The sequence below is a fragment of the Campylobacter concisus genome, from assembly GCF_003048835.2.
Taxonomy (GTDB): Bacteria; Campylobacterota; Campylobacteria; order Campylobacterales; family Campylobacteraceae; genus Campylobacter_A; species Campylobacter_A concisus_D.
The window spans coordinates 1,078,176-1,098,496 of sequence record NZ_CP060705.1; the positions used below are offsets into that span (position 1 = coordinate 1,078,176).

Genomic DNA, 20,321 nt, shown 5'->3' on the forward strand with positions numbered 1-20,321 from the left:
TCATTTTTCTTCCTTGCTCTTTAATATCATATTATAAATCGCAGCCCCAGCTGGAACCATAGGAAGCACATCCTCAAAGCGGTCGATCCTCACGTCAATAAGAGCTGATTTTTTACTCTTGATCGCCTCTTTTAAAGCCTTTTTAAACTCATCTTTGCTCTTGCATACAAAGCCAACACCGCCAAATCCCTCAACGATCTTGACAAAATCAGGCTGAAGGCTAAGGTCAGTCGATGAGTAGCGCTTTTCATAGAAAAATGTCTGCCACTGGCGCACCATGCCTAGGAAGTTGTTGTTTAAGATGATGTTTATGACAGGGACATTTGTCTCATAAGCAGTCATTAGCTCTTGGATATTCATAAGTATCGAGCCATCGCCTGTAAAATTTACAACCAAATGTTCAGGCATCGCACACTTTGCGCCGATCGCTGCAGGGAGGCCGTATCCCATCGTGCCAAGACCGCCACTTGTGACAAGCTGCCTTGCGCGGTTAAATGGATAAAACTGCGCCACCCACATCTGGTGCTGACCAACGTCAGTTGCGATGATAGCCTCAGGACCAACTATCTTTGCGGTCTCTTCAACTACCCATTGAGGCTTTAAGACCTTGTCGCTATCTGTGTAACCAAGTGGATTTAGCTTTTGATATCTATCTAAAATTTCTCTCCAAGGCGCATAGTTTTTAGGCTCACCTTTCACCTCCTCATAAAGCTCGCTTAGCACGTTTGCAAGGTCGCCAACTATCGGATAGTGAGCATTTATGATCTTTGAGATAGAGCTTGGATCGATGTCGATATGAATGATCTTTGCATGTTTGGCAAACTCGTCAGTTTTGCCTGTGACCCTATCGCAAAATCTAGCTCCAAGCGAGATAAGAAGGTCGCACTCGCTAAGCGCCATATTTGAAGCGTAGCTGCCATGCATGCCTGCCATGCCTAAATTTAGCTCATCTTTTGCATCAAGTACGCCAAGAGCCATAAGTGTCTCGACCGCTGGGATGCCAGTTTTTTTCATAAATTTACGTATGATCTCGCTTGCTCCAGATGCGACTGCGCCGCCACCGATGTAAAGAAGTGGTCTTTTTGCTTCATTTATCGCAGCAGCTGCTTTTTTGATCTGCTTTTGGTTGCCTTTATAGGTCGGCTTGTAGCTTGGGATAGAAATTTCTTTTGGATAGACAAAGTCGCCAAGCTTTGAAGTTACGTTTTTTGGGATGTCGATATGAACTGGTCCTGGACGGCCTGATCTTGCGATGTAAAACGCCTCTTTTATGATGCGAGGTAGCTCCTCGACACTATTTACTAAGAAGTTGTGTTTGACACAGGGGCGTGAAATTCCGACCGCATCGATCTCTTGAAAGGCATCTGTGCCGATCATAAAGGTTGGTACTTGACCGCTTATAAGCACAACTGGGATGCTGTCGCTGTAAGCCGTAGCAAGGCCTGTCACTGCGTTTGTAAAGCCAGGACCGCTTGTTACAAATGCAACGCCCACTTTTCCGCTAACCCTAGCGTATCCGTCTGCTGCGTGCACGGCCGCTTGCTCGTGGCGAACCAAGACATGCTTAAAATAAGTTTGTTTATATGTCTCGTCGTAGATATTTAAAGCTGCACCGCCAGGATAGCCAAAAACTATCTCAACGCCCTCTTCGTGCAAGGCTTCGCTTATCATCTGCGAACCAGAAATTTGTTTTATCATCACTTTAGCCTTTTGATAAATTTATCGCAAATTATATCCCAAAGCATTTTAAATCCATTTTAACTTTTTAGCGAAATTTGGGCGTTATCTTAAATTCTTTGAAAAAATTTTAACGCTGGAGCAAGGATATTACAAAGTATTTTACATATAATTTAACGTAATATTTTTAGTATTTTAAGAAATTTGAGCGGTAAATTTTTAAATTTGAGTTTGTCGGTGTAAATTTTGGCGTGGCTTTTCAGCCAATTCAGCCAATTCAGCCAATTCAGCCAATTCAGCCAATTCAGCCAATCCAGCCAATCCAGCCAATCCAGTAACCAAATTTAACCCAGTAACCCAGAAAATTTGGCTAGAAATTTCACAAAAATAGCAAGAAATTTTATATTGAAGTATAAAAATAGCCTTAAAATAAGCCATTTCTAAGTGCAAAAACCAATATATTTTAAATTTAAAAGTAAATTTGACCAAGCCAAAGAGAGTAAATTTAAATTTATAGATGAAATTTAGCCCAAACAAAGCGTCAAAAGGATTTAAAATTTAGCCTCATCTCTTATCAAATTTAGCTTTTTTACAGCCTCGTCAAGATTATCAGAGCTTACAAAAACATCAATCTTTTCATTTTTCTTATAGACCTTGTCGTAGTATTTTGTGAGTAAAATTTCAGCCACTTTGGCGATGTCGTTTTCGTTAAATTTGGCCACCGCCTCATCTCTGGCCTCTTTGTCGATAAAGGGCGAAATTTTCTTTATGCACTCATCAAAAAAGGTTTTATCCACACTTTCATAGTCGCTTGTGATGCAAGAAATTCTATTTTCCAAGCTCGCGCTAACCTCGACGCAGATGCCACTTCGCATCGCCTCATAAAGACTTTTTGGAAGTGTTAGTGAGCCGATCCTTCTGCTCTCGCCCTCGATAAAGCAAATTTGATCTTTTAGTGCAGAAAGCTCCTCAAACAACGCATCTTCAAAGCTTTTTTGGCTTGGTTGCGCGCCGTTTATCGCGCCAAAAACTGAGCCTAAGTGATTTGCCATCGCTTCAAGGTCTATTGATGGCGAAAGTGCCCTTATGAGCTTACTTTTATAGCAGCCAGTGTTGCCAAAAAGAGTGATAAATTTCGTACTTAAAGGACGCTCTAAAAACTCCAAAACATGGTTTCTATATGCCTTATAGCCACCATTTAGCCTATAAATTCTATATCCTATCATGCTTAGCACAAAGCCAACCGAGCTTGATCTAAGTCCGCCCTTTGCGCAGTATATCCCAACCGCTGAGCCAACCTTAGCCCTTTTATAGACCTCGTCGATGATATTTTGCAAATTTTTGCAGATGTATTTTGCACCAAGGCTCTTTGCTAGGGCTCTGTCGCTTTTGTAGATCGTGCCTACCTCTTTGTGCTCAGCATCATCAAGCGCGTATAAATTTAGAGCATCTTTTATGTGCGAGTAGGCATACTCATGCGGCGATCTAGCGTCTATTAGGACTTCAAACTCGCCTCTTTTTTCAAGCCACTGATCGATATCAATCTCAAATAACGCCACTAAAAGCCTTTTTTAGCTTTTGATAAAGCGGATGAAACGGCGTGCCATTTACCCTAACATCAGCGATCGTCGTGATGAAATTTGTATCCCCGCTCCACCTTGGCACAAGGTGATAGTGCACATGCTCAGCTATGCCAGCGCCTGCTGCCTTACCTAAATTCATACCGATATTTACGCCCTGAGCGTGAAGCTCACGCTTTAAAATTTCAACCCCAAGCCTTACAAATTTACTCATCTCAAACCACGTCTGCTCGTCAAGCTCCTCGATCTTGTCGGTGTGGTGGTTTGGTATGATCATAAAATGTCCTGGCGAATATGGGTATAAATTCATGATCCCAAAGCAGTGCTTAGCACGAAAAAGCACGCCATTTTTCTCGTCGTCTTCTTTTGAGTTTATGACCTCGCAAAAGACGCAACTATCTTTTTTTGCGCTGAAATACTCGCTTCTCCAAGGGGCACAAAGGTGCTGCATCACTCGCCCTCCTTTATCTTTTTAACGGCATTTTTTATATCATCTTGCCTCATAAAATGCTCTCCGATCAAGAAGGCATCAACTCCGATCTTACTTAGCTCGCGAAGCTGCTCATGCTCGTAAAGTCCGCTTTCTGCGACTATTATCTTGCCATTTGGCAAAAGCGGCACGAGCTTCTCGCAAAGGCTCATATCCATCGTAAAATCATCTAAATTTCTATGATTTATACCTATTATATTTGCTCCTGCAAAGACTGCCTTTTTCACATCGCTCGCGTCATGTGTCTCTACTAAGACCTCAAGCCCCAAGTGGTGTGCGTACTCAAGTAGCTCTTTTAGCTCGCCTTGTGTTAGCGCTTTAGCGATAAGCAGGATAAAGTCCGCTCCATAAACAAGAGCTTCTAAAATTTGATACTTATCAACGATAAAGTCTTTTCTAAGGATCGGCCTTGATGCGTAGCGGCGAACCTGAGTGATGTACTCGATGTCGCCCTTAAACCAATGAGGCTCAGTTAGGATACTAAAAGCGTTTGCGTGCTGCTCGTACTCCTGAGCGATCTTGATCGGCTCGAAGTCCTCTCTTATCACACCTTTGCTTGGGCTTGCTTTTTTTATCTCAGCTATGATCTTTATAGGCTCATCTTTACTTGATCTAAGTGCGCCCAAAACGTCTCTTGGCACGTATGGGTTGTATGCTAGAGAGCGACCTAGCCACTCCTGTGGATAGTCAGCTTTTCGCTTTTTTAGATCCTCTTTTGTCTTTTTTATGATCTCATCAAGTATCATTTTTTAAGCCTTTTGTTTAAATTTATTATGCAGCGCTCGATGAGGTGCAAGTGCTCTTTTGCCTCTTTTGAAGCCTTAAAATCAACATCTTTCATCGCGTGCATCATTATGCCCTTTGCCTTTTTGCACTCGCCAAGCTTGAAATAACCCCACGCTAGCGAGTCCTCATAGTAAGGCGAGTCTGGCGAGATCTCAAGCGCTTTTTGCACCATCTCTACGCCCTTTCTAGGGTCTATCTCATGATCAATTAGCAAATAGCCGTAGTAGTTAAAAAACATATCGTTATTAAGCTTTGGCACGCTAGCTTCAAATTTATCTAAGATATCAGCGATCTTTTTTTCATCCAGACTATCTTTGTTCATCTCGTACTCGTAAATGGCCGCCTTTGCTAAGAAATTTAGATCCCTGCTGTCGTTATAAATTTTAACCGCCAAAACGTATGCATCGCCAAAATTTCCAGTCGCAGCGTAAAGATCCATAAGCGTGGCGTCGTTGTAGCCATATTTTTTCAAAATTTCAATAGCCGCTTTGTAATTTTTATCATAGATAAAATACTGCACGATCTTATCAAGATAAGTGGTATCGTGAGTGATGTCGTAGATCTCTTCAAAAAGCTCGATCACCTTTGGGAAATTTCTTTGCTGAGAGTAAATTTCAGCTAAAAGCTCGCATGTTTTTTGAGTGCAGCCCTGCTCCTCGCGGAATTTCTCGAGGTATTTTGTCGCATCTTTTACATTATCCATGCGGTTTAAAAGGATATCAACTATGCGGAGTAAATTCTCCTCTTCAGGCTTTAGCGAGTATGCCTCCTCGAAGTATTTTAGCGCCGTTACCGTATCATTTTGCATCATACAAATAGTGCCAAGCATGAGCAAATTTTGAGCGTTTGGCTCTTTTGTGGCAAGCTCTTGCATCAGCTCTTTTGCATCGTTTAGCTTAGAGAGATTGACCAAATTTGCAACCTTGATCCTGATAAAATCGCTATCGTCTTTTAAACTCTTCTCGCCCTCACTCATAAGGCTATCTAAATTTTCATTTTTTGTGGCAAAAGCTAGCTTGATCGCCTCTTTTAGATAGGTCTTTTGATTTGTCTCTTTAAAAAGCCCTAGATAGGTCTGGATACTAGCATTTACGTCGCCACTATCTTGCGATATGAGAGCTTGCATTAGGCGTAAATTTACACTTTTGTTATCATCTGCAAGTAGATGCGTGCTAAAAAATACGCTTATAAAAATTATTAAAATTTTACGCCAATGCATTCTGCTCTTAGCTCCTTTAAGTTTTTTTTAAAATAATCCCAAAACGGAAATGTCCTGCACTGCTTAGGTCTTAGCTCATAAACCGAGCAGTTTTTGTTTTTCTCATCAAAAAATATGCAAGCAAAACCATCATCATAAGGCTTTTCTTTGATGCTTCGCCTAAGCCCAACACGTATTAAAAATTTGCTCTCAAACTCATCTTTTGAGATACCAAAAGCGGCGCAAAATTTTAAAATTTCACCCTCATCTATCCAGATATAGCCACTCTCGCCAGTGCAACACTTGCCCCCGCAACTCTCGCAAAAGCTAGGATCAAACTCATAGCTAAAACCATCAGCCCTCACGCGATCTCCTTGTAAGAGACGCTGTTTGTATCAGCTTTTTTAAAGATCTCGCTTGCCTCTTTCGTGTGTGAGCCATCTTCGCTCATCACAAGAGGTGGTAGGACTTTTAGCTTTGAATTTGAGTTGTTTCGCACTTCAAGTAAAGCCAAATTTGCTGGCTTATCCTTTTTGGTATGGATAAATTTTAAACTCACCAAATTTAGTTTATACTCTTTTAAGCATGCTACTATCTCGCTAAGATCATCTGGTGCATAGCAAAAAAACGCCCTTTTATGTGGCTTTAAATTTACGCTTATGCCTCTTATAAAATCCTTTAAATTTAGCGAGCTTGCATATCTGCTAACTTTTATGTGTTCATTTTGGCTTTTTGTAACACCGTCATGATAAAAGGGCGGATTTGAGATGATTAGATCAAATTTCTCACTATCTTTAAAATTTGCAAAATCAGCCGTTATGGCTCTAGCCTCTAGGCAGTTGCTCTTTGCGTTAAAGCTAGAAATTTTGCTATTTAGCTCTAAAAGATCAAGCATGCTTAGATCTATCTTTTTAAAGTCACGCTTAAGCAAAAGTCCAAGTATCCCACACCCTGCTCCAACGTCCAAAACTCTGCCAGAAATTTCGCCTACGCTAGAGCAGATAAAATCATAAAGAACGAGCGTATCGCTGTTGTAGCGATAGCCATTTTCAAGCTGGGCTAAGATCATCTATAAACCTTGATGATAAAGCCGCGTGTCACATCTTTTACGATCACTTCGGAGCTAAAGCTGATCCTTGCAAAGTCGCCAAATTCCTCTTTTATAAGCTCAGCAGCCGCCTTTGCACGCTCTTTGCCAACGCCGTAATTTACGTAGTTATTTAGCTTGCCAAGGTCATCTTTTTTGATATTTTGAGCGACATTTGATGGGATGACAAAATTTTTCTTATCCACGATCGGGATGATCTCATACATGTAGTTTGAGTTAAATCTCTGCAAAAACTCACTCACTCTGTTTTTGCACATTATGCTAACCTTGTCCTTTGCGTCCATATCGTCGCACTCGATGCTGGAGATGAGGACTAGCTTTGTTGGGGTTTCAGGCTTTGTCGTAGCTTGCAAGATATTTTTTAAATTTACATTTTCATTTTCAAGCTCATCTTGTCTGTTTAAATTTTGCTCGATATCTTTTTGGAGCTCGACTATCTGGGCATTTACACTACCGCTACCGCCTTTGTGAGTGGTTGAGCTTAGCTCACTTATCTTTGAATTTAGCCTCTCTATCGTCTTGTTACTCTCATTTAGCTTTTGCTTTGCATTTTCTAGTTCATTTTGCAAGCTTAGTAAATTTTTGCCACCACTTTTGTTGTTGTCTGTTAAAAATGTTGAGGTATCGACTATCTTTTTTTGTAGCATGTTTATTTGCTGGCGCAAAATTTCATAGTTTTGCATATCGATCTTTAGCGTTCTTTTTTGAGTTTCTAGCTCGCTTTGCTTAGAAAGGAGCATTTGGCTTGTCTTTGTGACATTTTCTTCAAGCTCTTTTATCTTTGCATCTTTTAGATCGAGCTTTGAGCTCAAATTTTTTAGCTCACCCTCGTTTGAGCCAAGTTTCTGCGACTGCAAAGAGATGGTTTGGTTTTGATCAAATAGCGTTTTTAGAAATTTAGTTGTCTTCGTATCAAACGCTTTTAGCTCTTCTTGGCTCTTTTTAAGGCTCTCTTCACTCAAACTTAGCTTTTTGCTTAGCTCACTTAGAGTTGAGTTTGCGTCTAAATTTTGCTTTTCAAGCTTTTTATTTAGGGCATTTGCCCTCTCAAGCTCTTTTTTAAGCGAGCTTATATTTTCATTTGCAAGTTTGTTCTCTTGCTCGCTTTTTAGACTCTTTTGTTTTAGATCGTCAAAACTCTTATGAAGTGCCGCAAGCGAGGCATTTAGCTCTAAATTTTTGCCATTATAGCTTTGTGCCATTAGATCTTTTGAGTTTAAATTTTTCTTGATCTCTTCAAGCTCGTAAATTCTATCTTTTAGTGCGGTCTTGTTTGACTCAAGAGCCTCCTGCAGATCGATTATCTTATTTGTCTTTTTAGAAAGCTCATCCTCCATAACGCTCTTTTGTGTCTCAAAGCCATCATTTAGCGCATTTATCTCTTTTTCGTAGCTAAATTTTTGAGTGTCGGCGTCATTTTTAACTCGCTCGATCTCCTCTTTTAAAAGCAAAATTTCTTTTTTTTCGCCTCTATCTTTTTCACTTTGAGCTTTTTCATACTCTTTTATAAGAGCCTCTTTTTGCGTAAGCGTCGCATTTAGCTCGTTATTTTGCTCTTTTAAAGCGGTGTAGTTTGCCTCAAAGCTCTCTTTAAATTTATTAAAGCCGGCCTTGGCATCTTTTAGCTTGCTCTCATCGCCATTTCTAGCGTCATTTATCGCATTTTCAAGGTCGATTATCTTTTTCTCATAAGCCTTTGAGCTCTCTATCATATCAGCTTGCGCTTCATTTAGGCGCTTTGTCAGAGCTTGGATATTTTCAAAGTGTTGCGCCTCAAGCTCGCCAAGAGCCTTTTGATTTTTTTCAACTATCTCGTTTTTTTCATTTTCGATATTTCTTTTCATCTCTGAAATTTTGCTTATAAAGTCTAAATTTTTCTCGCTCATATCGACATTATCAGCGGCTAAAATTTCATTTTTTTTGCTTAGCTCGCGCACTTGCTCTTGAAGCTCATTTACATTGTTTGATAAATTTAGATCCTTATCATCAACAAAATTTTGCATGTAGCTTTTTGGCGTGATGTAGCCGCCATACTCGTAAAGATCATCTTTGCTTACATATCTTTGCTTCTCTTCTTCGGGGAGATCATCAAAATTTATAGAATAAATCGTTTGATTAGTATCTTTTGGCGCCTCGTCCTCTTTTTGAAATTTCAAAAACGAGAGAGAAAAGCCAGCTATCAGACAAACAATAGCTAGTGCGATTTTATTTATCAAGCTTGTGCCTTGCCTTTTAAGATGTCTTTGATGACGCTATGAGCGTGATTTAGTGCGACCACGATCGAGCCGCCATTTTTTAAAACGATGTCGCCTCCCACGTATAGTCCTGGCACGCTGCTTTGGTAGCTGCTATCAACTATCGGAGTGCCTTTTTCATCAGTTTTTATCTGACATTTTTGTAAAAAATCAACCGGACTTGAGCCACCGATCGCATAAACAACCCTATCATAGACACGGATTTTGCCATTTTCATAATGCACTCTTACCTTGCCTGATTCATTATCGATCTCGGTTATATCGTGATTTAGCCTTACTTTTATCTTATTGTGCTTCTCAAGCTCCCAAAGAGCGCTTAAATTTGTCTCATTTACACGGCTAAATTTATCTTTTCTGTAAGCGATCGTCGTTTTGTTATACTGACAAAGCTCGATAGCATACTCAACCGCAGAGTTGCCACCACCCACAACTAGCACTTTTTCGCCGTTTGTGCAGTTATCTAGGTTAAAATTTACAACTGAATTTAATGACGGCGGGATCTTATAGTCAGGCTTGTTTGGACGTCCCATTTTGCCGATAGATACCATGACGTTTTTGGCTTTAAAGGTCGCTTTTGAGGTTGTTACTTTAAAAATTTCTCCCTCTTTTTTTACGCTTTCGACCTCTGAGTTGAAAAACGCCTCGATCTTTTCAGAGTCAAGCAGCTTGTCAAAATAATCAAGTGTGCTCTCTTTTGTGCCATCTTCAAACGAAACTAGCCCATGGATCGTGCTATCTTGCCCTTTATACTCTTTATCCACGCGTTTATTGTCTTTATAAAATTTTCTTATAGTCTGGCTGTGGTTGTCACCTTTTTCAAGGAGCAAAACATTACTTAAGCCATTTCTTTTAGCCTCCACTACACTAGCTATGCCGCAAGGTCCGCCGCCAACTACTATCAGATCATAAATATTTGCCATATTTTTCTCCAAATTTTATAAATTTTAAGCTGTAATAAATTGAACGTATTTTACTATCGAGATTCTAAAATTGAACTTTGAGGTAAAAAAAATGTGTGAAATGTCTTTCTATTTTGAGAAAGGTAATTTCGTGCTTAAAACCACAAGAGTCGCTCATATAGAAAGCAATGGAACGCTCGTTTTCCGTAATAAAATGAATTCTATATTGTTTCCAGTAAATTTTACATCTAGGGATTATGATATTTTCTTCACTATTTGCTGGTATGCAAAGCAATTGGGGTATTCGGATAGCAGAAATTATATTGAAATGCCGTATTCTAAGATATCACAATTCTTTGCTGAAGGTCTAAATAAAACTCGTTTTAATAACGAGGTGCTTGAGTTTTGTAAAAAGGTTTTAGGCGAAAACGGATCGGCAATCTACAAAAGTTTAGAGATTACAAATAATGATGAAATTATGACGGCTGGAGTTTTTTTCATTTCTATTAAAGCTTTTAGAAATACGCAAATTTTAAAATTTAAATTAAATACAGAAGCTCTCGATATTTTATTTGGTACTCTAAAATTTATGAGAATAAATTTACACGATTTTATTTCAATTCGAAGTAAATTTGCAAAGTCTCTTTATCGCCTCTTACTACAATATCAAAATATCAGATCCGACAAAGATGGCTTTAAGTGTGTAAATTTTAATAGACCTGATTTCGAAAGATTTATGAGCGTTCCTGAAAAATACGAAACGAGAGATTTGGATCGCCGTGTAATAAATCCTGCCATAGAAGAGTTAAACGAAAACTACTTTAAAAAGATTGTTCTCGAGAAGAAAATTGCTGAAGGCTCTAAAAAGAACGTTATCGGCTACTCTTTTAGGTTTATGTTAAATGAGGATGCTTGATTTTGCTTAGAGCTACGATCACTCTTACTTATCCTAATAATCTAGCTCTAGCTTTTGAACGTCAAAATTTATTTGCTCAGCTTTTGGGGTAGGTAAATTTTGCCTTTTACTATCGCTATCGTTATTTTTATTTTTAAACATTCTTACTAAAATTTTATGGATTTTTATAAGGTTATTTTTAATTTTTTTAGTCATTTTTGTTTCTTGGCTTATCAACCTCTTATTCTCATGGCTATGTACTCTTCCAGATCTAGGTCAAAGTTGTTCGCTTCCGCCTTAAATTGCATTAGTTCATCAAATGTGAAAATATCTTTTAGCTCGTATGTTGCTAGAATTTTAATGTCTGAATAGGTTAAAATACTTATTTCTAGGCTTTCTGCGATTTGTCTTATCTTTTTTTTCTTTGCTTCACTTACAAATACTATATAGTTTTGCTGATGCTCTTTCTCTTTTGCGTCATTTGGCTGTGGGGCTTCTATTAATCCCATTTTAAATCTTACAAATTCGCTCATGCTCGTATTGTGCCATTTTGCTTGGTCATAGATCGTTACAAGCACTTCATCTTTTATATATGGTATAGGTGTTGTTAATGCTAATTCTATAAATTTTGCTAGCGTATACGTTGGATATTTCTTGCGTATTTTTATGCCTAGTTCTTTAGAAAATTTAGTTCCAACCGATACCTTGCCTTTTTTTGTAGATTGCTCCTTTTGACTATCTGCTCCAGCTATAAATTCATCTAATTTGTCAGTAGAATTGCTTATTCTTTTAAAATCCATCTCTTTTTCCCTTTTATTTTTTTAAAATTCTAATCTCTTAATCTTAATAAAAAATAAAATATTAAAAATTAAGATAGCATTATTTTTAATTTTTCACAAAACTAAAAATAATAAATTTCCTAAATTTATACCAAAAAAGCGATAAAAATTATAAATTTTTATATTCTCTTAAAGGCTTCATAATATTTGCTTCCTTATCTCGTCAAGCCTTAGCTTTTCTTGAAAATCGACCTTTATCGTATCGCGAAAATCTGCCAAAATAGCTATATATTTATCTTCTGTTATCGACATCTCTGTTTTGATTATGTCGTTAAATTTGCGTAAGTACTTTGTCCTGTTTTTATCGTCGATCAAAAAATTAAACTCTTCGTCATTAAGTAGCTTCTTTAAATTTTCTATAAGTTCTTTATTCGCCTTTTCTATTTGCTTGGAGCTATAAAATATACAAAATAAGCCTATCGGTATAAATATGGATATTATATACCAGCTGTGTTGATCAAGCCAGCCCAAAATTTCTTTTATCGTCTCTATCGTCATTTTATCTCCTGTCGGTCGCTATCTTTTTTACATTTTGGTTCACCGATCGGCGCATAGTCGCTACCTTTACTATCCTTTTAAAATATCTCTTCGCATATCTGCTTCTTGCTATATTTTAACAATCCGCTGACTACCTTCTTATTGTCCAATTTGGAACACTTAATTCGCCATCGCCATCTACTTTAATGATAGACTTAGGAATTACCTGAGAGTTTTCTTCGTAGTAATCATTTCTCCAACTAACGGTTACATTTGAGCCTTCTATCTTACTAATTCTTACACTAAACTCTACGCCATTCTTTGACTCTATGTAAGCACCAACTTTTATTAGTTCATCTCTTGTGTTTTTTTCCATTTTGTATCCTTTCCTTATTGAATTTAGTTTATTATAGTGAAAATTTGCTTAAAAAATAATAAAATAAGCAAAAATAAACTAATAAATGATTAAAAAATATATAAAATTTAAATAATATAAAAAATATTTTTTTCAGTGAAAATTATAAGTAAAATATAAAAAATGCTTTTCTTCTTTCCCCTTTTTAAATTTACACATCGCTTTTGGCGATGCTACTATTATCTTCATTTCTTTAAAATATCTCACTGCATAAATTTTTGATTTCTTGTTCAGTTTTGTTGCCGTCGTTCATTTCAACTACGCTCAGTCCTAGCTGGGTCGCAATTTTATATCGCTCTCTTTCAAATATAATTGTTTCTGCTAGTTTTATATAGTCTTCTTGAATTTCTTTTATAAAATTCTTGAGACTTTCTACTTTTTTGGCTAAAAATGGATTTGTGGACGCTCTATTGATCACAATATATGTTTGCAGATTAGTGTTTTGTTCCTTTGCCATCTTGATTATATTTACCATTTTATCAAGGACGCTGACGTCAAACTGGCTTGGTATTGTCGGAATTATAACAATATCGCTTAGTGCTATCGCTATTCTCATTTCTCGACTATCTCGTCCGCCTGTATCGATTACTATATCCCTTTTTGTTTTGTTGTCCTGCAGGAATACTTTTAGTTCTTCGCCGTATTTATATGCAAAGTCAAATGCTTTTGGGTGATTTTCTTCGTTTCGTATGTTTAAAAATGTAGCTATTGACTTCTGTGGGTCTGTATCGACCAATAATAGTGGTTCGCCTTTTACTATGCCTTGGTTTATCGCTATATTAGTAGCTAAGGTGCTTTTACCGCTTCCGCCTTTTTCATTACATATAGAAACAATCATTTTTATTCCTTTGCCTTAGATTTTTAAATGATTATATACTTTTAAACTTAATAAATAATAAAATATTAAATTATTAAATAGTATTTCAAATAAATATATAAAGAATAAAAATTATATATTGAATATTTTTTTATAAATAAAACAATAGTATTTTATAAAAATTATTCTTTTCTTTCTGAAATAATAAAATTTATCTTAATAATAAAATATAGCATTACGTTAAAAATTATATAGCACATAATAGCGAGAGCTATAAAAAAGGCATCTGCATTGAGTAGGGTCTCTATTTTATTTGGTTTTTTTAAAAGATATAAAATAGTATTTATGCCGATCCCAAATAAATTTATAAATGCAAAAACCCACATAAACCGCTTTGCTGGGGTATTGAAAAGCTGTAGCTTGTTTTTCTTCTTCATGCACTTTTGTCCTTTTGCTACCTAAAATTGATTAAATATTCTTGCTCTAGGCTTTAATCCGCCTTTTCTTTGTATGATGATCCTTGTAAAAAGTTCTTGCCCTTTTAGAACCGCTGATTTTGTGTTGTTTTCTTTGTAGGTATGTTTAACTAGTTCAGGGTATTTGTCTTTAATTTCAAAGTCACAGCCTAAAATTTTAAATTGTGCTGGGTTGTGCCTTAAAAAAAATGTTAGCGGTATACCAATTACTCCGTCATAGTCAATTGGTATGTCCTTGCAATTTTTGACTTCTATGATCTTGTAATTATCGTACTCTGGGTATTTATTTTCATTGCCCTTATACTTTTGGGTTAATCTTATACCATTTTGGTGTTTTATACTTTTTAAATTTGTAAACCATGATATGTTGCTAAAACGCTTCTTACTGCCGTCTGGTCGTGTAAAAATATTTACTTGATGATTGCCTAGCCAAATTTTACCCTTTTTGTATAGCTCAAATATTTTTTTATACGTAATTGAGTAGGTTCCGCCAACTATTAAAAATTTCTTGTTTTGTTCTTCTACAATTTCTATTAGGTCGCGAAAAAGGGAGAAAGGTGGATTTGTAACTATTATATCGCCACTTGCCATAATATTTCTTACTTCTTCGCTTCTAAAATCACCATCCCCTTGCAACATCGTCTCATTTATTCCGCTTTCGCTGATCTCTATTTTCATCCCCTTTGATTTTGGGTCTTTAATATTGTACGTCGTTGTAATTAGCTTTTTTAGCTCTAGGGATTTAAAATTTAAGGCAAAGTATCTATAAAAGTTGCTTTTCTTGCCGTCGTTGCAAGGGCATACTACTACTTTGCCTTTAAAATGTGTTCTATAATCTTGTATTTCGGCTCTTATCTCATCGAAACTCGTATAAAACTCATCATCTACGTCATATTTTGCACTCATGAAGTAGATATTGGCTCTTTTATCTTTATCCGATAACCAGCTTTGAGCTCTTTCGCTTTGGGTTAAATTTTGCATTTTACTGCTCATTCCCCTTGCACATACTCGGTTTTTTCAGCTTGTTCTTCTCGCTCGTTCGGCGTTTCCTTTTCGTTAATTTCCTGCTTTTTGCTATCAAGCATTACCATTTTATCAACGACAATGCTATGTTTGCTCCTATTTTGTCCATTATTGTCTGTCCATTGGTCGAATTTCAATCTGCCATCTACGAAAACCTTTGACCCTTTTTTGAGATATTGATTTGCGATCTCTGCGGTCTTACCCATAAAAGTTGTATCTATAAAGCAGATTTCTTCTTTTTTCTCATTGTTAATAGTGTACTTGTATGTTGATGCGATAGCTGTGTTGCCTATGGCTAGCCCTGATGGTGTGTATCTGAGCTCAACATCCCTTGTTAAATTTCCTATTACTGACACATATGTATGCATGTTTTCTCCTTTTTATTGTTTTATTATTTTTTCTTTATTGCTTTGTCTATAAAATCTTTACAAATTTTTAGATTTTTTTCGTAATCTTTTGGCAGTGCCATTCCTTTGTCTTTAGATAGCTTTTTAGCCAATTCTATTTGTTTCTCGCTTGGTGGCACTATGACTTTGTCTTTATTTTTATCAATAAAATTAGAGCAAATCTTCCAGTCTTTCTCGATGCCGTCTGGCAATTGCATATTTAAACTATGTGCTATATTTTTAGCCCACTCGAGTTGTTTCTCGCTTGGTGGCTTTTGTGTGCTATCGTTTAGCTCTTTGAAACCCATTTTCTCATGGAGCGGTCTTATAAAGTCTAAATAGTCAACCTTTCCATTGCTAATTTCATCTAGCACACTTTCCATTTGTTTCGTAAATTCGCTTTGTGTGATCCACTCATCGTTGTTTGTTTTTATAGTTTCAATAAAATTTATACCCTTTGGCGTTGCTATGATATTGCTATTTTTGCCTTTTGTTTCGATGCTTACGTACTCTCTTTTAATAAGTGTTGGTAGAAATGTTGCATACGTGCTTGGACGTCCGATACCTTCTTTTTCCAAAAGAGATATAAAATTACTTTCTTTATAGTGCTGTGGCGCTTGTTTTTTTACTTCCTGTAGATTAAATTCTAATATTTGGAGCTCGTCGCCTTGTGCTAGATTTAATGTTATCTCTTGAACTTCTTTATCTTTGTCGTCTTCATCTTCAGTTGTGGCTACGATAGCGTTTTTAAATCCTTTATAGATACATTTGCTCGTTTTTGCCTTGAAGCTTAGCGTCTTTATATCTATATCATATATAGTATTTTCGTTAATCGCATTTTTGGCTTGACTTTGAACCGAATTTAAAAAGATAAGCTCATAAAGGCTTTTTTCGTCATCCGTTAGGCTTTCTTTCTTTGCTATTTCTTCTATTTGGTTAAAATCATGTATGTGTGAGATACGTATTGCTTCATGTGCTTCTGCTTGGCTTTGACTTCCTGCTTTATATTCTTTTTTCTCATACCATTCTTCACTGCCAAATTTAACGCCTACTTCATCTATAAATTCGTTTGATAAGCTGTTACTATCGGTTCTATGATAAGTAATTAAGCCTTTTTCGAATAATTTTTGAGCAAGGCTCATCGTCTTGTCAGGGCTAAAGCCCAATCTTTTATTTGCGTACTCTTGTAGTTGTGAGGTTCTAAAAGGTACTTTAGGCTTTTGTTGTGCCTGCTTAACATCAATTTTATATACCTTTGCTAGACTACCAGCTAATTCAGATATTTTGGCATTTGCTTCATCTTTGTCAGTAAATATATTGTCATTTACCGCATTGAATTCTATGCCGTCTTTTGTTTTAAGTTTTACTTTTATTTTATAATCGATCTTTGCGTTTGCCTTATTTTCCAGAAATTCTTTTATTTCCAATTCTCGCTTGACAATTAGAGCAAGAGCTGGGGTTTGCACCCTGCCTACGCTATTGTTTTTATCATTTAGCTTGTTGATATATGTTGGCGACATGATAAAGCCCACTAGCTTATCGCCAACCGCTCTTGCCTTGAAGCTATCAAATTCTTTTAAATTTGAGTTTGCAAATGGCACAGCACTATCTAGCCCCTTTTTTATTCCACTCTCTGTGATCTCGTGAAATTCTGCACGTTTAACGCTTTTTGCTATATTTTTAATAGTTTGATAAACCATATAGCCTATTCCGTATCCCTCTCTATCAGGGTCTGTCGCAATTACGACATCTTTCCCTTTGCAATCGTTAAATATTGCATTTATTCGGCTTTTGCTATCTTCTTTGAAATCAAATATTGGCTCATAGTTCTTAAAATCAACCACTATTTGATTTGTAAGCTCTTTGAAATGCCCTTTTGTAGCATAAACTTTTGCTCCAGTTATTTGCTCTATCTTATTGACCTTGTTTGGACTTTCAATTATGATTATTGTGTTTTCGTTCATAGCTCTAATCCTTTGCTTTGATTTTGGTGTTCTTTCCATTGTTTTGATTTTTCAATCATTTTTAAAACTTCCTTGATTTGCGTGTTTCTGTCTATAATCATAAACGTTTCATCTCTAAGAATAGACGAAGCCAGCATTCTTTCTTGCAATTTTTGGCTTTGTGCGTATGTGTGAACTCTGCTTTCCATTGTGTAGTCCTGTTTGGCTTGTTTGTCAAGTTTTAAAAAGAAGTTGATACTCGTATAGAAGTTTTTACATTTTTTTATGAGTTCATTTGTTCTTTTCTTATCTTTTGGATCGCAATAAAATTTACCAAGCTCTATAGGGCTGTCACTGATTGCTATGTCGTGCTCTTTAAGCACTTTGACTATATTTAACATCTGTCCTTTGGTAACGTATGGCTGGTCTTTTAGCCTCTCTTTTTGGTTGTTTTCGATGAGTTCCGTTGCAAATTCCGAAATTAAGCCAACATCTATTCTTTTTTCTCTCATGTATTTTTTTAAATTTTTAGCTAGCGTACTTTTGCCAGCTCCTGGACTACCATAAATATTTATTACCAATTTATTCATTGCTTTATTCTCCTACTTTTATGGAGCTACATATCCGCCACGAAATGTTTTATACTTTTCATATGCTTTTCCTACGTCTTGACCTATTGCTTTTGAGCCTGCGCCGATATCTTTTATTAAATTTGCACCTGCTCCTATACTTGCACTAGCTATTTGTCCTGCTACTCCAGCTCCTGTAGCTGATCCAAATCCACTTACTGCTCCGCCTATAAAACTTCCGCCACCAGCTTTTCTAGCTAATCCGCTTAATATGGTCTTGCCTGCTACTGCACCAGCCACTATTCCACCAGTTACACCGCCACTTCCATTTTCCATCTGTGTACCAAGCACTGCGTTGATCCAACTTGGAATTTTCCTTAATAAAAACAATGCTGTTATGCAGGTTATCGATCCTGTAATTAGGTATTCGAATTGTTTAGTAAATAGTTCGCCTATATAATCTTGGTATTTCTCTAGTTCTAAAATTGGGTTCATTGCTAAATTTAGGGCTATAAATGCTAATGGTGCAATAATTGCGTATGATAAATAGAGCTTATACCAGCTCCATAAATATGGTAAGAATTTTGGCATTATTAAAAATGGTATGACTAAAGGCAAGGTGCTAAGTATTAAAAATGCCATAAATTTACTAAAGAAAATCACTATTGTAATTCCTATCAAAAGTATAAAAAATGCTAAATAAAAAATCCAAAAAGGTATCATGCGAATTGCTGTTATTACGCCTGCCGATAAATAATCCATCACACCATTAAAGCTAATGCCTAGAAATGACCACTCTTGCGATTGTAAATACTCTTTTGTTCCGTAGCTCCACATCATTTCTCTTAGATTATCGATCCTGTTTGCTGACTCTGTAACAATCGATCCAAAGTCTTTATTTTCAAAAATTGAGCTAACTATTGCGGTTATTGCGTTCTCTGGGATTGTCAGAATGTATAAAACGCCCATATAGGCGTTAAAGGAGCTAAGAGTTGCAAATATAAAGCATAGCAATATTAAATATTTTATAGCTCCGAAGATCTCATCTCTTGTTGGGTAGCCATTATTAACTCTACCTAATAGCCAAAACACCACTATAAGAATTATTATAGTTTCCGATGCAGTTGAATATACTAAATCATGCGATCCATTATAAAATTTTTCAAATAAGCTCATTACGTTTTCTTGCATAACGGCTTGTACTTTATTAATCCAATTGCTATCGGTTAATATATCTTTTGCTACTTCTGTCTGTGCCATTTTACGCCTTTGTTATTTCTTTCATATATGTTTTTATTGATATTAGTGCTCTCCCATTACCTAATGGATTTTTAGTCTTTATTTTTTTTATTTCTATTTTTTTATTATTTTTTATAATTGTTTCTGTTGCGATTTCTTCTTCAAAGTATGGACTTTGCATTTCTATGATAAAATTTTCCGTATTTTCTTTTGTGGTAGGGTTGCCCACATTTGTTTGAATTTTGCTATTGTTCTTTTTGTCGCTCAGCCCTAAAAAATTTATAAAATCGCTTAACATCTTTTTCCCTTTTTACAAACAATAGGGAGCTTTGCTCCCTATTTGTCCTAAGTTTCGTTTATGACCTATTTATCTCTCCATGCCCTTGTTTTGCTCTTTGGTTTGAGCTTTTTCTTTGGTCATGTCGATCTTTTTAGCTGGATTAAAATAATCTACACCTTTAATTTGAGCTAGCGTTAGGTTATTTAGTTGTTTCTCTAAATTTCCGCTTATCCCCAAGGTCTTGTTGTAATCTATTTTTACTTCAAAATCTTGATTTTTTGCTTGCTCTCTATAGTGCTGGATTGCTGTTAGATCTCTTTCTTTGATCTTGCTCTCGTCTAGTCCATCAAACTGACTTACGTGATATAGAGTTTTTGTTTCTAGGCGTGGATTAATTGGGATTTTTTCCTTTACAACATAGGTCATTGCTTCCCCTGTCTCTTTGTCATACTTTATATTGCCGTCTTTGTCTTTAACAACAGCCATGATTTCTTTACCATCTTTGTCTAGCTTTGGTCTTATCTCATGGTCTGCAATATAGAGCATTTTAACACCATCGACTCTAGCTTGTAAGCCATTTTTAGTGGTTAGGATTTCGCCTGTTTTCTCATCGTGTTTTAGCTTTAGTATTCCGCCCATTGCGTTACCTTGCTCCATTGTCACAAATTGAGGCTTGTCATAACCCTTTATAGCCATTTCGGCTCTTAATAGCATACTAGTCTCTCTCGAGTATGTGGCTCCAGTCTTTGCGTTGTATGGAATTGTCCTATCGACTTCTTCTTTACTCATATCTTTTTGCCAGTCTGCTTTTGCTGTCTTGTGGGCTTCAAAGAGCTTATATTTCATGTATTTATCAAAGCTCTCTTTCTTTTCAGCGTTATCCATCTGGTTCCAGCTTTTTCTCTCTTGTTGTTCTGACTTGATATACTTTGTAAAATCAGCCATTTTTTATCCTTTACATCTGTTAAT

At 36.4% G+C, this 20,321-nt stretch carries 23 protein-coding genes; 1 reads left to right on the forward strand and 22 read right to left on the reverse strand.

Features of this window, described 5'->3' with window-relative positions; all coding sequences use genetic code 11:
- The 10 genes from CVT08_RS05365 to CVT08_RS05410 form a co-directional block, all read right to left on the reverse strand.
- On the reverse strand, positions 1–1,695 hold the full coding sequence (locus CVT08_RS05365) for an acetolactate synthase large subunit (RefSeq protein WP_230855969.1): 1,695 nt from the start codon (positions 1,693–1,695) through the stop codon (positions 1–3).
- 201 nt (positions 1,696–1,896) lie between these two features.
- Positions 1,897–2,115 carry a hypothetical protein gene (locus tag CVT08_RS05370; RefSeq protein WP_230855904.1) on the reverse strand — a complete coding sequence of 73 codons (219 nt, stop codon included), beginning with the start codon at positions 2,113–2,115 and terminating at the stop codon, positions 1,897–1,899.
- 113 nt (positions 2,116–2,228) lie between these two features.
- A complete protein-coding gene (gene mnmH / locus CVT08_RS05375; protein ID WP_107856889.1) occupies positions 2,229–3,236 on the reverse strand; it encodes a tRNA 2-selenouridine(34) synthase MnmH in 1,008 nt (335 codons plus the stop codon).
- Positions 3,223–3,708, reverse strand: coding sequence for an HIT family protein (locus CVT08_RS05380; RefSeq protein ID WP_002942290.1), 486 nt, complete (start codon positions 3,706–3,708; stop codon positions 3,223–3,225). The genes mnmH and CVT08_RS05380 overlap by 14 nt, the downstream gene beginning before the upstream one ends.
- Positions 3,708–4,493: an indole-3-glycerol phosphate synthase TrpC gene (gene trpC / locus CVT08_RS05385; protein WP_107856888.1), complete on the reverse strand. Its 786-nt coding sequence runs from the start codon at positions 4,491–4,493 to the stop codon at positions 3,708–3,710. Before trpC ends, CVT08_RS05380 begins: the two co-directional genes overlap by 1 nt.
- On the reverse strand, positions 4,490–5,752 hold the full coding sequence (locus tag CVT08_RS05390) for a tetratricopeptide repeat protein (protein WP_107856887.1): 1,263 nt from the start codon (positions 5,750–5,752) through the stop codon (positions 4,490–4,492). Before CVT08_RS05390 ends, trpC begins: the two co-directional genes overlap by 4 nt.
- Positions 5,731–6,096, reverse strand: coding sequence for a YkgJ family cysteine cluster protein (locus tag CVT08_RS05395; RefSeq protein WP_107856886.1), 366 nt, complete (start codon positions 6,094–6,096; stop codon positions 5,731–5,733). The genes CVT08_RS05390 and CVT08_RS05395 overlap by 22 nt, the downstream gene beginning before the upstream one ends.
- The gene (locus CVT08_RS05400) at positions 6,093–6,800 is read right to left on the reverse strand and encodes a tRNA1(Val) (adenine(37)-N6)-methyltransferase (RefSeq protein WP_107856885.1); all 708 of its coding nucleotides are present in this window, start codon (positions 6,798–6,800) and stop codon (positions 6,093–6,095) included. Before CVT08_RS05400 ends, CVT08_RS05395 begins: the two co-directional genes overlap by 4 nt.
- Complete coding sequence (locus tag CVT08_RS05405) at positions 6,797–9,055, reverse strand: vesicular transport factor Uso1p (protein ID WP_107856884.1); 2,259 nt, start codon at positions 9,053–9,055, stop codon at positions 6,797–6,799. The genes CVT08_RS05400 and CVT08_RS05405 overlap by 4 nt, the downstream gene beginning before the upstream one ends.
- Positions 9,052–10,014 carry an NAD(P)/FAD-dependent oxidoreductase gene (locus CVT08_RS05410; RefSeq protein ID WP_107856883.1) on the reverse strand — a complete coding sequence of 321 codons (963 nt, stop codon included), beginning with the start codon at positions 10,012–10,014 and terminating at the stop codon, positions 9,052–9,054. Before CVT08_RS05410 ends, CVT08_RS05405 begins: the two co-directional genes overlap by 4 nt.
- Before the next feature lie 130 nt (positions 10,015–10,144).
- Between CVT08_RS05410 and CVT08_RS05415 the strand changes: the two genes are divergently transcribed.
- Complete coding sequence (locus CVT08_RS05415) at positions 10,145–10,909, forward strand: replication initiation protein (RefSeq protein WP_223154259.1); 765 nt, start codon at positions 10,145–10,147, stop codon at positions 10,907–10,909.
- 212 nt (positions 10,910–11,121) lie between these two features.
- On the opposite strand, the gene CVT08_RS05425 is transcribed toward CVT08_RS05415, so the two are convergent.
- The 12 genes from CVT08_RS05425 to CVT08_RS05480 form a co-directional block, all read right to left on the reverse strand.
- The gene (locus tag CVT08_RS05425; protein ID WP_107857005.1) at positions 11,122–11,688 is read right to left on the reverse strand and encodes a hypothetical protein; all 567 of its coding nucleotides are present in this window, start codon (positions 11,686–11,688) and stop codon (positions 11,122–11,124) included.
- A gap of 177 nt (positions 11,689–11,865) precedes the next feature.
- Entirely contained in the window at positions 11,866–12,225 is a 360-nt protein-coding gene (locus CVT08_RS05430) for a hypothetical protein (protein WP_021092013.1), read from the reverse strand.
- Between the two features lie 130 nt (positions 12,226–12,355).
- On the reverse strand, positions 12,356–12,580 hold the full coding sequence (locus CVT08_RS05435) for a hypothetical protein (RefSeq protein WP_103560437.1): 225 nt from the start codon (positions 12,578–12,580) through the stop codon (positions 12,356–12,358).
- Between the two features lie 232 nt (positions 12,581–12,812).
- Entirely contained in the window at positions 12,813–13,457 is a 645-nt protein-coding gene (locus tag CVT08_RS05440) for an AAA family ATPase (RefSeq protein ID WP_021092016.1), read from the reverse strand.
- A gap of 161 nt (positions 13,458–13,618) precedes the next feature.
- Positions 13,619–13,873 carry a hypothetical protein gene (locus CVT08_RS05445; protein WP_021092014.1) on the reverse strand — a complete coding sequence of 85 codons (255 nt, stop codon included), beginning with the start codon at positions 13,871–13,873 and terminating at the stop codon, positions 13,619–13,621.
- A 21-nt stretch (positions 13,874–13,894) separates the two neighbouring features.
- Positions 13,895–14,893 carry an adenine-specific methyltransferase EcoRI family protein gene (locus tag CVT08_RS05450; RefSeq protein WP_103560458.1) on the reverse strand — a complete coding sequence of 333 codons (999 nt, stop codon included), beginning with the start codon at positions 14,891–14,893 and terminating at the stop codon, positions 13,895–13,897.
- An 8-nt stretch (positions 14,894–14,901) separates the two neighbouring features.
- A complete protein-coding gene (gene ssb, locus CVT08_RS05455) occupies positions 14,902–15,303 on the reverse strand; it encodes a single-stranded DNA-binding protein (RefSeq protein ID WP_107811793.1) in 402 nt (133 codons plus the stop codon).
- Positions 15,304–15,326: 23 nt separating this feature from the next.
- Positions 15,327–17,285 carry a type IA DNA topoisomerase gene (locus tag CVT08_RS05460; RefSeq protein WP_107811794.1) on the reverse strand — a complete coding sequence of 653 codons (1,959 nt, stop codon included), beginning with the start codon at positions 17,283–17,285 and terminating at the stop codon, positions 15,327–15,329.
- Positions 17,282–17,854: an AAA family ATPase gene (locus tag CVT08_RS05465; protein ID WP_107857017.1), complete on the reverse strand. Its 573-nt coding sequence runs from the start codon at positions 17,852–17,854 to the stop codon at positions 17,282–17,284. Before CVT08_RS05465 ends, CVT08_RS05460 begins: the two co-directional genes overlap by 4 nt.
- Before the next feature lie 18 nt (positions 17,855–17,872).
- Complete coding sequence (locus tag CVT08_RS05470) at positions 17,873–19,093, reverse strand: type IV secretion system protein (RefSeq protein ID WP_107857016.1); 1,221 nt, start codon at positions 19,091–19,093, stop codon at positions 17,873–17,875.
- A gap of 1 nt (position 19,094) precedes the next feature.
- On the reverse strand, positions 19,095–19,370 hold the full coding sequence (locus CVT08_RS05475; RefSeq protein ID WP_021091977.1) for a hypothetical protein: 276 nt from the start codon (positions 19,368–19,370) through the stop codon (positions 19,095–19,097).
- 69 nt (positions 19,371–19,439) lie between these two features.
- Positions 19,440–20,297 (reverse strand): ArdC-like ssDNA-binding domain-containing protein, encoded by an 858-nt coding sequence (locus CVT08_RS05480; RefSeq protein ID WP_107857015.1) that lies wholly within the window; start codon positions 20,295–20,297, stop codon positions 19,440–19,442.
- Positions 20,298–20,321: the final 24 nt, after the last annotated feature.